Raw genomic sequence first — 11311 nt, forward strand, 5'->3', positions numbered from 1 at the left:
TCCATTGTCCCCGGACCGGTGTTTCAGGGTGGCGTCAGGGCTCTACCCGGCTTGGTTCCGCGGTGGTCTGTGCGAGCCTGGGGTTGTGCCTGACTTCAATGATCTGACGCTGCTGCCGTTCTGTGCGGGTCTCACCCTGCTCGGTCTGATCGGCTCGTGGGCTGCCTGGCGGCGCCGCGGGGCGGCGGCCGGTGTCCGCGGTGTGGCCTGGTCCCTGCTGCCGGTCTCGCTGTACCTGACCGGGCTGCTGGAGCTGGTCTGGGACGTCGTCCGTTCGGCGGTCAGCTGGGTCTCGCACCTGATCTTCTCCCCCTCGGTGTGGGCCGGGGCCGCGCTGTTCGGCGTCTCCGTCGTCCTGTACGTGGTGTCCGGTGTGGCCAAGGGCCGCCGGAGCCCCGCCGCGGAGAAGCCGGCCAAGACGAAGCCCACGGCCGCCGGTGAACTGACCAGCACCGGTCCGGCCCCCGCCTCGGCCTCCGCCCCTGCCAAGCCGGCCCGCGCCCCCAAGGGCGCCAAGGCGAGCAAGCAGGAGTCGTCGGAGTTCGACGAGATCGAGGACATCCTGAAGCGCCATGGAATCGACTGACACCCCTGAGACCCCGCTGACCATCGACAGCTTGCTCGACCACGTGCAGAGCAGCCCGGCCCGGCTCGGCCGGACCCGCCTGATCGGGGTCGACGGGCCCGCCGGATCCGGCAAGAGCACCCTGGCCGCCCGTTTCGCCGCGCGTGCGGAGGCGCGCGGACTGCGCTGCCAGGTGCTGCACATGGACGACCTGTACGACGGCTGGGACGGCGCCGTGCGCGGCTTCGGGCTGCTCCGCGACCACGTCCTGCAGCGGATCGCCGACGGCCGCGAGGGCCGGTACCGGCGCTACGACTGGGTCCAGGGCGCGTACGCCGAGCTGCACGTCGTACCGACGACGCTCGACCTGCTGATCGTCGAGGGCGTCACCTCCTGCGACCGCGACGCCGACCGCTGGCAGTCGCTGCGGCTGTGGATCGAGACCAGCAACGAGGTCCGCCTCGACCGCGGGATCGAACGCGACGGCGAACCGCTGCGCGACCGCTGGCTGGACTGGATGCGCTGGGAACGCGACCACTTCGCGACCCAGAACACCCGCGCCCGGGCGCACGTGGTCGTCGACGGCAACCCCACGGTCGAGCACGACCCGGAGACCCAGATCATCACGAAGTCCGTTCATCTCGACCACGACTCGGCCGCTTCCTGACCCAAGGACGCGGGTAGGTGAAGATGGACGTATGAGTGTCTTGCCCTCCGGGGAGCAGTGGACCGTTCGTGCCGGGGACTACGTGGGGACCGTGGTGAGTGTCGGGGGTGGGCTGCGCGGGCTCGCGTACGGCGACCGGGAGGTGCTGGTCGGGTACGGCGAGGACGAGGCGGCGCACGCCGGGATCGGGCAGCACCTGTTCCCCTGGCCGAACCGGATCACCGACGGGACCTACACGTTCGACGGCGCCGAGCAGCAGCTCCCACTGAGCGAGCCGACGCGGGCGAACGCGATCCACGGGCTGACCCGGTGGGCGAACTGGGAGCGGATCGACGACGGGCTGGACGAGTCGCTGGTCGAGGTCGCGTACCGCCTGCACGGACAGCCGGGGTACCCGCACCAGCTGGATCTCGGGCTGACCTACCGGCTCGACGCGGAGACCGGGCTGACCGTCACGGCGTCGGCTAAGAACGTCGGGCGCGGCGCGGCGCCGTACGGGTACGGGACGCATCCGTACCTGACCGTCGGGCGGCAGCTCGACGAGTGCGAGCTGGAGTTCAGCGCCGGGCAGTGGCTCGAGGTGACGCCGGATCGGCTGACGCCGGTGGGGCTGCGGCCGGTCGCCGGCTCGGACTTCGACTTCGGGACCGCGCGGAAGCTCGGCGGGCTGGAGATCGACAACGCGTTCACCGGGCTGCGGGACGCGTGGGCGGTGACGCTGACCGACCCGGGCAGCGGCAACCGCGCTGTACTGCGCAGCGACACCCCGTGGGTGCAGCTCTACACCGGCAACGCGCTCGGCCGGGTCGGCCTCGCGGTCGAGCCGATGACGTGTCCGCCGGACAGCTTCAGGACCGGCGACGACCTGATCGTGCTGGCGCCCGGCGACGAGCACCGTACGACGTTCAGCGTCAGCGTGTAGTCCCGGCGCCGTGCGCGCGGGCGATGGCGGCCAGCTCCTTGGCCGCCTTGCTCGCGCGCACGCCCTCCGACGCCTGGATCGCGAGGATCCCGAGCCGGTTGTCGTCGGTGTCGTACATCTGCAGCCACGGGTCGCCCGCGGTGAAGCGGAGGATCTTCACGTCGCTCCACGGGTAGGAGTACGACTTGAAGACGTTGCGCACCCGCAGGCCGTCGGCGTACGCCGTGACCCGGACCGTCGCCATCCGGTAGAGCAGGTAGAGCACGGTGCCGAAGAAGGCGATCAGCGTGACCCGCTGGAACAGCGTGAACGTCGCCCGCGACTCGTCCGGCAGCCGGAACCAGATCACCCCGAAGACCGCCAGGATCGACAGCGCCATCGCCGCGGTCACCGCCGCGACGATCCGCGGGTGGAAGCTGAACAGCGGGGTGACACCGGTCACGAGCGACTCCGGGGTGGCCATCAGATCCGGGCGGCGTGGATGTCGGTGGTGAGGATGGCGCGGGCGCCGACCTCCCAGAGCTGGTCCATGATCTTCTGCGCGTCGGCCCGGAGCACCATCACGCGGACGGCGACCCAGCCTTCGCGATGCAACGGCGACACCGTCGGCGACTCCAGGCCCGGGGTCAGCGCGTTGGCCGCCTCGACCGACTCGGCGCGGATGTCGTAGTCCATCATCACGTAGTTGCGCGCGACCAGGACGCCCTGCAGGCGGCGTACGAGCTGCTGGAGGCCCGGGGGCTGGTCGACGCCGTGGCGGGTGATCAGCACCGCCTCCGACGTCAGGATCGGCTCGCCGAACACCTCGAGGCCGGCCTGGCGCAGCGTCGTACCGGTCTCGACGACGTCGGCGATCACGTCGGCGACGCCGAGCTGGACCGCGGACTCGACCGCGCCGTCGAGCTTCACCACGGACGCCTCGACGCCGTGCTCGGCCAGGTGGTCGGTGAGGATCCCGGCGAACGACGTCGCGATCCGCTTGCCGGCCAGGTCCTTCACCGAGTCGGCGACACCGGGCCGGCCGGCGAACCGGAAGGTCGAGCCGCCGAAGCCGAGCTCCATCAGGATGTCGTCGTCGGCGTGCGAGTCGAGGACCAGGTCACGGCCGGAGATGCCGACGTCGAGCGTGCCCTCCCCGACGTACACGGCGATGTCGCGGGGGCGCAGGTAGTAGAACTCGACCTCGTTCGCGGTGTCGGTCAGCGCGAGGTCCTTGGTGGTCCGGCGCTGCTTGTAGCCGGCCTCGGTCAGGATGGCGGTGGCGGACTCGCTGAGCGAGCCCTTGTTCGGTACTGCGACGCGCAGCATGGGTCTGTGGCCTTTCGGAAGAGGTGGTCCCGGGATCCGTGGCAGCGCTGCCTACAGATGTCGGTACACGTCGTCGAGGTCCAGGCCGAGCGCGTGCATCATCACCTGCGCGTGGTAGAAGAGCTGGCTCAGCTCCTCGGCGGCCCGCTCCTTGCCCTCGTGCTCGGCGGCCATCCAGGACTCGGCGGCCTCCTCGACCAGCTTCTTGCCGATCGTGTGCACGCCGGCGTCCAGCGCGGCCACGGTGCCGGAGCCCTCCGGCCGGGTCAGCGCCCTCTCGCCGATCTCGGCGAACAGTTCCTCAAAGGTCTTCATCGCTCGCCCAGCCTAGAGGGCGGGTGGTGAGCGGCGTTCAACAGGTCTCGACCCGCGGGACGAAGTTCAGGTGGATTCCGGGTCGTACGGCGCCCGCTGGCCGGCCGGGAGCCGCTGCACGGACTCCATCAGGTCGGCCGAGTTCGCGACCGGCTTGTCGTCGTCGTAGTCGTCGTCCATGCCCTCGAGCAGGTGCTTGCGGACGAAGCTGCGCGGGTTCAGGTCCCGGACGTCGAGGTCGGCGAACTCCGGGCCGAGCTCGTTGCGCAGGTCGTTCTGGGCGTTGTTCACCATCGTCCGCACCTGGCGCAGCAGCCGGCCCGCCGTCCGGGCGAACTCCGGCAGCCGGTCCGGCCCGAACAGCAGCACGGCGACGATGGCGATCACGACGAGCTCGAGCGGCCCGATGCCGAACATGTCCCCACCTTCTCCGGTCGTTCCCCAGTCCGCAGACAGGGTAGCCCGCGGTCGGTCAGCGCGTCGGGCGGGTCAGCGACTTCGCTCGCTGGTCGCCTCCCGGCCACGTTCTGGTCAGCCGGTCTGCTGACCCAAGGTGATCGTGGCCTGCCGCGCCCGGCCCGCGCGCTGGTAGTCCAGCCGGATCGTCTCGCCCGGCCGGTGGGTGCGGATCGCGACGATCAGGCCCTCGGCGGTGTCGACCGGCTGGTTGTTGATCGAGGTGACCACGTCGCCGGTCCGCAGGCCGGCGCGGGACGCGGGCGAGCCGGCAGTGACGTCGGTGACCCGCGCGCCGCCCTCGAACCGCATGTCCACGTTCGCCCCGATCACCGGGTACGACGCCTTGCCGCTGGCGATCAGCTGCTGCGCGGTCCGCCGGGCCTGGTCGATCGGGATCGCGAACCCGAGGCCGATGTTGCCGCTGCTGCCCTCCTCGGCCCCGCGCACGGTGGCGATCGCGGAGTTCACGCCGATCACCTTCGCGTTCATGTCGACCAGCGGGCCGCCGGAGTTGCCCGGGTTGATCGCGGCGTCGGTCTGCAGCGCGTTGATGTAGGAGATCTCGCCCTCGCCGCCGGCCGTGACCGGGCGGTTCTTGGCCGAGACGATGCCGGAGGTGACGGTCCCGGCCAGGCCGAGCGGCGAACCGATCGCGACCACGTCCTGGCCGACGACGGCCTGGTCGGACTGCCCGAACTGAACCGCCGGCGCGTCGATCCCGGCCACCTGCACGACCGCCAGGTCGTACGCCGGTGAGCGGCCGACCAGGCGGGCCGTCGCGGCCTTGCCCTGCTGGGTGACGACCTGGATCGAACCACCGTTGGCCGCGGCGGAAACGACGTGGTTGTTGGTGAGGATGTGCCCGGAGGTGTCGATCACGAAGCCGGAGCCGGTCGCACCGCTGTCGTCGGCACCCTCGACCTTGAGCTGCACGACGCTCGGCAGCAGCGACTGGGCGACCGCGGAGACGCTGCCGGTCCGGATCTTCGGGTCCGCGCCGTTGCCGATCGCGGGGCCCGGCTGGTCGACGATCGGGTCCGGCCGGTCGAGCGCGACCACGGTCGCGGCGGCGCCGGCACCGGCGATCAGGGCGACGACCAGCGAGACGATCGCGGCGATCAGAACGGTGCGGTTGTTCGTCGAGTTCTTGGGCGGCGGCGCCGGGGTGTAGGCACGAGCCTGCTGCTGGTGCCAGTCGAGCGGCGGCGGAGGCACGTACGTCGGCTGAGGCTGCGTCGGCCAGGCCTGCCCCGGGTAGACGGGCCGGAACTGCGGCTGCTCGGGCTGACCGAAGCTGCGCTGGGTCATGGACCGCTCGGACTGCCGGTAGGCGGCGTCACCCCCGGGGGTCGCCAGCGGCGCTGCGCCGTTGGAGACCGGAGGAGGTGTCAGCGCGGAAACCGCAGGGCTCGCCTGGGGGTGCCCGCCGGGCGCGGGGGCGGAGCGGGAGGTCGCGCCGAGCGCGTCCGCGCCGGAGGCGCTGGACCCGGGGGCCGCGGCTTCCTCTCCCCTCCCCCCTTCAGAGGCAGGCGGGGGTGCCACCGGGCCCGCGGTCGGGACCGGGCGGGTGGGGTCCGCGTCCTGCGGGAGCTTTGCTGTCGGTTCGGCGTCGTCCCAGGTCACGGTGGCCGCCTCACGTCGTCGTTGTCTCGGGGTGGGAGTTCTTCCCGAGGTCGATTATCCCAGCTTCCACGAGAGCGCACTCATCGGAGTGAGCCACGTCGCGATTCGGGCCAGTCCGGTACCCATCCGCTGCACCGGAGTCACCCGGGCCGGCACCGCGTGCGGGAACGCGTCGACGACCCGCGCGAGCACCTCCGCGGGCACGTCCCCGACCAGCGTGTAGACGATCCCGCCCGACGACCAGACGGCGTACGACGGCATCCCGTACCGCACGTGCACCCCCGGCGTCCCGGTCGTGGCGTACCCGGCGACCGCCTTCGGGTCGAGCGCCCCGCGCTGCTGGAACAGCGACACGTTGAACAGCCCGTCGGAGTACGAGAACTGCAGCACCCCGGCGCCGGCGTCCTGGTGCACGTCGTACAGCTGCAACGACCCCGGCAGCTCGCTCGTGCACGTCCAGCCCTGCGTGCGCAGCCCGTCGACCCCGCTGAGCCCCATCGAGTCGGAGCCGCCGGGCAGCATCGGTGGCAGGTGCCCGAGGAACTCGCCGTTGTCGATCTCCAGGTCGGTGAACACGGTCGCCCGCACCAGCGTCCGCCCGTCAGCGCCGTACAGCTGTCGTTGCAGCAGCAGCCCGGTCGCCCGGTCGATCCAGAACCGCGCGGCCAGCGTCTGGTCGTCCCGCAACGCCTCCACCAGTACGGCGGCCCGCCCGATCGTGTCCGTGCAGCACCGGTAGACCAGCTGGTACGTCGCCTTCAGCAGCGCCAGCGGCCCGCCGTCGACGGCCGGGCTGTGCGCCTGGTTCGCTCGCTGCACGAACGACTTGGCGTCCGGCGAGCTGGACCCGACCAGGCTGATCTCCGACCCCTGCGACGCCGCGTGCACGATGTCGAGCATCGCCGAGCTGGAGCCCTGCGGTCCGGTCGAGGTGACGATCTGGGTGCCGTGGTACGAGACGTGGTCGGGCGCGGCAGCGGCCCGCTCCAGCCAGCTGACGGCCAGCGGCGCGTCCTCCTGAGGAGCGGCCGCAGCAGGCAGCGGCAGGCCGACACCGATCAGCATCGTGCCGACCAGTACCGCGAGCCGGACAGGACCGACCAGCTGGGCAGGGCTAGACGCCCGGGTAGTGCTCACAGGTCAGCGCCCCGTCAGAGCCACCGGCTGGAGCGTCGGGCTCAGCCCGGCGTACCCCGTCCCGTTGTAGGAGCTGAAGAACGCCGCCGGGTCACCGAACGGACTGCCGCCCGCGGTAGCAGCGTGGTCGACCGAGAAGCTGGCCACCGGAGGCGCCAGCACCGGCGGCTGCTCGGTCCCGCGCGCCGGGTCGCCCAGCACGAAGGCAGTCCCCAGCAGCGACGCCACCGCGGCAGCAGACCCGGCAGCACCCAGTACGCCGGTACGCCGGCGCGACCTGGTCGCCGTACGAGCTGCCGGCCGGGTCGCCCCGGTGCGAGCAGCTGGGAAGGCCGAGCGCTGCGGGCTGAGCGTGACGACCGGCGTGAGCACCGGGCGCACCTCCTCGCGCGGCTCGACCGAGAACGCGGGCACACCCATCAGCCGCTGCATCAGGTCGGTCGAGGGCTCCGGAGCCTCCAGCGCGGACATCCGCGCCTTCAGCCGGCGTTGCGCCTCGACCTCGGCGCGGCAGTCGTCGCAGCAGACCAGGTGGCTCAGCACCCGGTCGCGTGAGTCGTGGTCGAGCTCCCCGTCGACGGCGGCGCTCAGCTTGTCCAGCGGGTGCTGCACGGTCACCGGTCGTCACCTCCACCGACACGACCGGAAGCGGCGCCCGACTCGGCGTATGCGCTCTCTCGGTGCTCGCCTCCGGCGACGTGGGCGAGAATCGCGCTCGGCGCGACCACCTCGGCGATCGCCGGCGCCGGCTTGCCGCCGGCCGGCAGCTTGCTGTGCGCGGTCATCGGTCCCCACCTCCACCGGGAAGAGGCCCGTCGGCGGGCGGGCCGCTGACACGGGAGTGGCCGGTCCGGGGCGCCCGGTGCTCGAGGTGCTTGCGCAGCATCGAGCGGCCGCGGTGGATCCGGCTCCGGACGGTGCCGAGCTTGACGTCCAGCACGTCCGCGATCTCGTCGTACGTCATGCCCTCGATGTCGCACAGCACCACGGCCGCGCGGAAGTCCTCGGGCAATGCGTCCAGCGCGTACTGGACGTCGTGGTCGAACTGGTCCTGGTCGAGCTTCTCGGCCGGGCCGCTGCCCTTGGCGGGCAGCCGGTCGTGCGCGTCGTCGGGCAGCCCGTCGAAACGGATCCGCTGCCGGCGGCGGGCGCCGTCCAGGAACAGGTTCGTGGTGATCCGGTACAGCCAGCCCTCGAAGGTGCCCGGGGTGTAGCTCGACAGCGACCGGAAGACCCGGACGAAGACCTCCTGGGTGAGGTCCTCGGCGTCGTGCTTGTTCCCGGTCAGGCGGTAGGCCAGCCGGTAGACCCGCGCGGAGTGGGTGCGAACGATCTCGTCCCACGACGGCAGCACGTCCGGCTGCTGCGGCGACGGCTGCGGGGCTGACTGGGGAGCCAGGGCAGGCACCACGGAGGTGTCGACCGGCTTCACGGCAACGCCTCCCTGGGTCCTCTCGGCAACGAGCGTGACCACCATGGTGCCGTGTTCACCGTCCTCTGCGCACGTCGGGGACACCCGGGAAAGACCCTGAGATGCCGGTACGACGGTCCAACGGCGCGCATGGACGGGAAGTTCCCGGTGATCACTTGTCCACCAGTAGACGCCCCGGCACGGCCGGGCGGTTGACCGGGTGACCTATCTCTCCTCGATCACCGCGATCGCGCGCCGGTCAGCTCTCCCCGATCACCACGATCGCGCGCCGGTCAGCTCTCCCCGATCACCACGATCGGGTCGCCCGTCAGCTCTCCTCGATCACCGCGATCGGATCGCCGTCACGGACGACCTCACCCTCGCTGACCCTGAGCTCGGTGATCGTCCCCGCAACCTCGGCGAGCACCGGGATCTCCATCTTCATCGACTCCAGGATCACCAGCGTGTCCTGCGGCCCAACGCTGTCCCCGGCCTGCGCGGTGATCTTCAGGACGTTCGCCACCAGCTCTGCCACCACGGTGTGACTCACGAGCACTCCTCCGTCGCCGATTTACCTCCGGCGATCCTAGGCGGTGTCCGCGGGGTCTACGCCCCGGCGCCGCGGGGTCACGTCCCAGCGCGGCAGTGTTTACGCCTCGGCGCCGCGGGGGCCATCCCCGGGCCGGGGGATCCACGTCCCCGCCCCGGCGTGGCGAGGCCTTCGTCCTCGCGCCGCGGGGTCCACGCCCCGGATGGCGGGGCCTACCTCCCGGCGCGGCGGGCTCGGTGGGTGGCGACGCGGGTGCGGCTCGCGCAGGTGGGGGTGCAGAAGCGGCGCGGCCGCTTGGCCGCCGGGTTCACGAACACCCGTTCGCAGTCGCCGGCCGCGCACACCCCGATCGCCTCGAACCCATGCCCGGCCGCGAAGCCGGACAGGCCCAGCGCCGTGCCGGCCGCCAGCCATTCCGCCCAGGACGCGTCTGGTTTCGCCACATGCAGGTGCCACGGCGAACCGTCGTGGTCCGACAGATAGGGCCGTACGGCGTACTGCGCGAGCAGTTCGTTGAGGATCCGCGCGGCCTCGGCCGGTTCGGCGTGGAAGACCGGCCGGATCAGCTCGCGGATCTCGCGCACCTCCACCAGGTCGGCCTCGCCGGTCCGGACCGGTTCCGGCTCGCCGTGATCGAGCAGGAACCGCCGGACATCGGCCGGCTTCGTCAACTGCTCCGGCTCGAGCGTCCGGGTGTTGACCAGGTCGACGGCGATCCGGACGAGCCGGTCCGGCGTCTGCAAACTTTCCATTGGCGCCATCGTAACGCCGTTGTTAACGTAACGCGTAACTATCAGTAACGCGTTACAGGAGTGATCGATGCGAGACCTGCTCGGCGTCCCGGCGCTGCGGGCCTACTACCCCGCGGCCACGCTGGCGCGACTCGGCGACGAGATGGTGGCCTTCACGCTCGTTCTGCTGGTGCTGGAGCGCACCGACAGACCGGCGCTCGCCGGGCTCACCGGTGCGGCCTACGCGCTGCCCGCGGTGGTCTCCGGCCCGCTGCTGGGCACCTGGCTCGACCGAACGGCGGCCCGGCGTACAGCACTCGGCCTGAACCAGGCCGTGCTCGGGCTGGTGATGCTGAGCCTGCTCTTCACAGCCGGACACAGCCCAGCCTGGACAACGCCCGCGCTCGCGGCTGTGGCCGGAGTGACCCTCCCGATGGTCAGCGGAGGCTTCACCAGCATGCTGCCGTCGCTGGTGCCGAGCCAACTGCTCCCCAAGGCGAACAGCTGGGAGGCGGCGAGCTTCGGCGCGGCCACCATCACCGGACCGGCCGCGGCGGCGACCATCGCGGCCACAGTCTCCGTGGAAGCCGCAGTGATCGTCATCGCCGTCACCGCGACGCTCAGCATCTTCGCCATCGCCCGCCTCCCCGCACTGCCGGCCGCACTCGCCACGGACGAGCGCGAGCCCTTCCTGGCCTCGGTGGTCGGCGGGCTCGCCCACCTGGCGCGCACCCCGCGACTGCGGGCCTCCACGATCACCAGCACGATGCTGATGGGCTCCGTCGGCGTCCTGCTGATCACCCTGCCGCTGCACATGACCGCCCTCGGCGCTCCCCGGTCCAGCGCCGGCTACCTCTGGACCGCCCTGGAGCTCGGCAGCGTCACCACCGCGGTACTCCTGGGCCGCTTGCAGACTCGCTGGCGGCCGGAACTGGTGGTGATGGTCGCCGTCGCCGCCTACGGCCTGGCGATGACCACCTGGCCGTTGGCGACGACGTTCCCCGTCCTGCTAGTCCTGGCCGCGGCGACTGGTCTGTTCGAAGGCCCGATGCTCCCGGCCATGTTCGCCGCCCGCCAGCAGTACTCCGCTGTCGCCCTGCAAGGCCGAGTCAGTACGACGGCCGCCAGCCTCCGCGTCGGCGCCGCCGCCCTCGGTCAGGCCGCCGGCGGGCTACTGGTGCCGATCATCGGCACCCACGCGGCGCTGCTGGCCGTGGCCATCTCCCTACTCGCGGCCGCAGTCCTCGGCCGGCTCTCCACCCCACGAGATGCCACACCAACCCACACCTCCCACTCCTCCGCACTTTGAGCACCGTTCAGCCATTTCTGAGGCCGATTCATGGCTGATCGGTGCACAAAGTGCGGTTCTCCGGGGGAATGCGCGGTTCCCCGGGGAAAGGCGCGATTCCCGGGGAACGGCGCGGTTCCCCGGAAGGCGCTCTTCCCGGGGGAAGGCGCGGTTCCCGAGGGGAGGCGCGATCCCGGGGCGAGGCGGCTCCCGAGGGGAGGCGCGATTCGCGGGGCGACGCGCGGTTCCCCGGAAGGCGCTCTTCCCGGGGGAAGGCGCGGTTCCCGAGGGGAGGCGCGATCCCGGGGCGAGGCGGCTCCCGAGGGGAGGCGCGA

At 71.7% G+C, this 11311-nt stretch carries 15 protein-coding genes; 4 read left to right on the forward strand and 11 right to left on the reverse strand.

Going from position 1 to position 11311, the window contains the following annotated elements; all coding sequences use genetic code 11:
• The first annotated feature begins 85 nt into the window (after nucleotides 1-85).
• The 3 genes from AB0M01_RS03175 to AB0M01_RS03185 are packed head-to-tail and all read left to right on the forward strand — an operon-like array spanning nucleotide 86 to nucleotide 2154.
• Nucleotides 86-586 carry a hypothetical protein gene (locus AB0M01_RS03175; protein ID WP_363665209.1) on the forward strand — a complete coding sequence of 167 codons (501 nt, stop codon included), beginning with the start codon at nucleotides 86-88 and terminating at the stop codon, nucleotides 584-586.
• Entirely contained in the window at nucleotides 573-1232 is a 660-nt protein-coding gene (locus AB0M01_RS03180; protein WP_363665210.1) for a hypothetical protein, read from the forward strand. The genes AB0M01_RS03175 and AB0M01_RS03180 overlap by 14 nt, the downstream gene beginning before the upstream one ends.
• Nucleotides 1233-1263: 31 nt before the next feature.
• Nucleotides 1264-2154, forward strand: coding sequence for an aldose-1-epimerase (locus tag AB0M01_RS03185; RefSeq protein ID WP_363665211.1), 891 nt, complete (start codon nucleotides 1264-1266; stop codon nucleotides 2152-2154).
• On the opposite strand, the gene AB0M01_RS03190 is transcribed toward AB0M01_RS03185, so the two are convergent.
• The 11 genes from AB0M01_RS03190 to AB0M01_RS03240 all read right to left on the reverse strand — a co-directional run bounded on the left by AB0M01_RS03190 (nucleotide 2144) and on the right by AB0M01_RS03240 (nucleotide 9709).
• Nucleotides 2144-2617 carry a PH domain-containing protein gene (locus tag AB0M01_RS03190; protein WP_363665212.1) on the reverse strand — a complete coding sequence of 158 codons (474 nt, stop codon included), beginning with the start codon at nucleotides 2615-2617 and terminating at the stop codon, nucleotides 2144-2146. The genes AB0M01_RS03185 and AB0M01_RS03190 overlap by 11 nt on opposite strands.
• Nucleotides 2617-3462 carry an ATP phosphoribosyltransferase gene (hisG, locus tag AB0M01_RS03195; protein ID WP_363665213.1) on the reverse strand — a complete coding sequence of 282 codons (846 nt, stop codon included), beginning with the start codon at nucleotides 3460-3462 and terminating at the stop codon, nucleotides 2617-2619. The genes AB0M01_RS03190 and hisG overlap by 1 nt, the downstream gene beginning before the upstream one ends.
• A 51-nt stretch (nucleotides 3463-3513) precedes the next feature.
• Entirely contained in the window at nucleotides 3514-3777 is a 264-nt protein-coding gene (locus AB0M01_RS03200) for a phosphoribosyl-ATP diphosphatase (RefSeq protein ID WP_363665214.1), read from the reverse strand.
• Nucleotides 3778-3843: 66 nt separating this feature from the next.
• Complete coding sequence (locus AB0M01_RS03205; RefSeq protein ID WP_363665215.1) at nucleotides 3844-4194, reverse strand: sec-independent translocase; 351 nt, start codon at nucleotides 4192-4194, stop codon at nucleotides 3844-3846.
• A 114-nt stretch (nucleotides 4195-4308) separates the two neighbouring features.
• The gene (locus AB0M01_RS03210; RefSeq protein ID WP_363665216.1) at nucleotides 4309-5544 is read right to left on the reverse strand and encodes a trypsin-like peptidase domain-containing protein; all 1236 of its coding nucleotides are present in this window, start codon (nucleotides 5542-5544) and stop codon (nucleotides 4309-4311) included.
• A gap of 369 nt (nucleotides 5545-5913) precedes the next feature.
• A complete protein-coding gene (locus AB0M01_RS03215; protein WP_363665217.1) occupies nucleotides 5914-6996 on the reverse strand; it encodes a sigma-E factor regulatory protein RseB domain-containing protein in 1083 nt (360 codons plus the stop codon).
• Between the two features lie 3 nt (nucleotides 6997-6999).
• Complete coding sequence (locus AB0M01_RS03220; protein WP_363665218.1) at nucleotides 7000-7614, reverse strand: zf-HC2 domain-containing protein; 615 nt, start codon at nucleotides 7612-7614, stop codon at nucleotides 7000-7002.
• A complete protein-coding gene (locus AB0M01_RS03225; RefSeq protein WP_363665219.1) occupies nucleotides 7611-7781 on the reverse strand; it encodes a hypothetical protein in 171 nt (56 codons plus the stop codon). The genes AB0M01_RS03220 and AB0M01_RS03225 overlap by 4 nt, the downstream gene beginning before the upstream one ends.
• Nucleotides 7778-8473: an RNA polymerase sigma factor SigE gene (sigE, locus tag AB0M01_RS03230; RefSeq protein WP_363665220.1), complete on the reverse strand. Its 696-nt coding sequence runs from the start codon at nucleotides 8471-8473 to the stop codon at nucleotides 7778-7780. The genes AB0M01_RS03225 and sigE overlap by 4 nt, the downstream gene beginning before the upstream one ends.
• 262 nt (nucleotides 8474-8735) lie before the next feature.
• The gene (locus AB0M01_RS03235; RefSeq protein ID WP_363665221.1) at nucleotides 8736-8957 is read right to left on the reverse strand and encodes a biotin/lipoyl-binding carrier protein; all 222 of its coding nucleotides are present in this window, start codon (nucleotides 8955-8957) and stop codon (nucleotides 8736-8738) included.
• 212 nt (nucleotides 8958-9169) lie between these two features.
• Nucleotides 9170-9709, reverse strand: coding sequence for a CGNR zinc finger domain-containing protein (locus AB0M01_RS03240; protein WP_363665222.1), 540 nt, complete (start codon nucleotides 9707-9709; stop codon nucleotides 9170-9172).
• A gap of 67 nt (nucleotides 9710-9776) precedes the next feature.
• Between AB0M01_RS03240 and AB0M01_RS03245 the strand changes: the two genes are divergently transcribed.
• On the forward strand, nucleotides 9777-10997 hold the full coding sequence (locus AB0M01_RS03245) for an MFS transporter (RefSeq protein WP_363665223.1): 1221 nt from the start codon (nucleotides 9777-9779) through the stop codon (nucleotides 10995-10997).
• The last annotated feature ends 314 nt before the right edge of the window (nucleotides 10998-11311 follow it).

This window comes from Kribbella sp. NPDC051770, from assembly GCF_040681455.1.
Classification (GTDB): domain Bacteria; phylum Actinomycetota; class Actinomycetes; order Propionibacteriales; family Kribbellaceae; genus Kribbella.

Excerpts from the sequence above, each read along its gene's own strand:
- AB0M01_RS03205 (WP_363665215.1), bottom strand. The coding sequence starts at position 4,194 with ATGTTCGGCATCGGGCCGCTCGAGCTCGTCGTGATCGCCATCGTCGCC.
- AB0M01_RS03240 (WP_363665222.1), bottom strand. The coding sequence starts at position 9,709 with ATGGAAAGTTTGCAGACGCCGGACCGGCTCGTCCGGATCGCCGTCGAC.
- AB0M01_RS03200 (WP_363665214.1), bottom strand. The coding sequence starts at position 3,777 with ATGAAGACCTTTGAGGAACTGTTCGCCGAGATCGGCGAGAGGGCGCTG.
- sigE (WP_363665220.1), bottom strand. The coding sequence starts at position 8,473 with ATGGTGGTCACGCTCGTTGCCGAGAGGACCCAGGGAGGCGTTGCCGTG.
- AB0M01_RS03185 (WP_363665211.1), top strand. The coding sequence starts at position 1,264 with ATGAGTGTCTTGCCCTCCGGGGAGCAGTGGACCGTTCGTGCCGGGGAC.
- AB0M01_RS03180 (WP_363665210.1), top strand. The coding sequence starts at position 573 with ATGGAATCGACTGACACCCCTGAGACCCCGCTGACCATCGACAGCTTG.
- AB0M01_RS03210 (WP_363665216.1), bottom strand. The coding sequence starts at position 5,544 with ATGACCCAGCGCAGCTTCGGTCAGCCCGAGCAGCCGCAGTTCCGGCCC.
- AB0M01_RS03245 (WP_363665223.1), top strand. The coding sequence starts at position 9,777 with ATGCGAGACCTGCTCGGCGTCCCGGCGCTGCGGGCCTACTACCCCGCG.
- AB0M01_RS03190 (WP_363665212.1), bottom strand. The coding sequence starts at position 2,617 with ATGGCCACCCCGGAGTCGCTCGTGACCGGTGTCACCCCGCTGTTCAGC.
- hisG (WP_363665213.1), bottom strand. The coding sequence starts at position 3,462 with ATGCTGCGCGTCGCAGTACCGAACAAGGGCTCGCTCAGCGAGTCCGCC.
- AB0M01_RS03225 (WP_363665219.1), bottom strand. The coding sequence starts at position 7,781 with ATGACCGCGCACAGCAAGCTGCCGGCCGGCGGCAAGCCGGCGCCGGCG.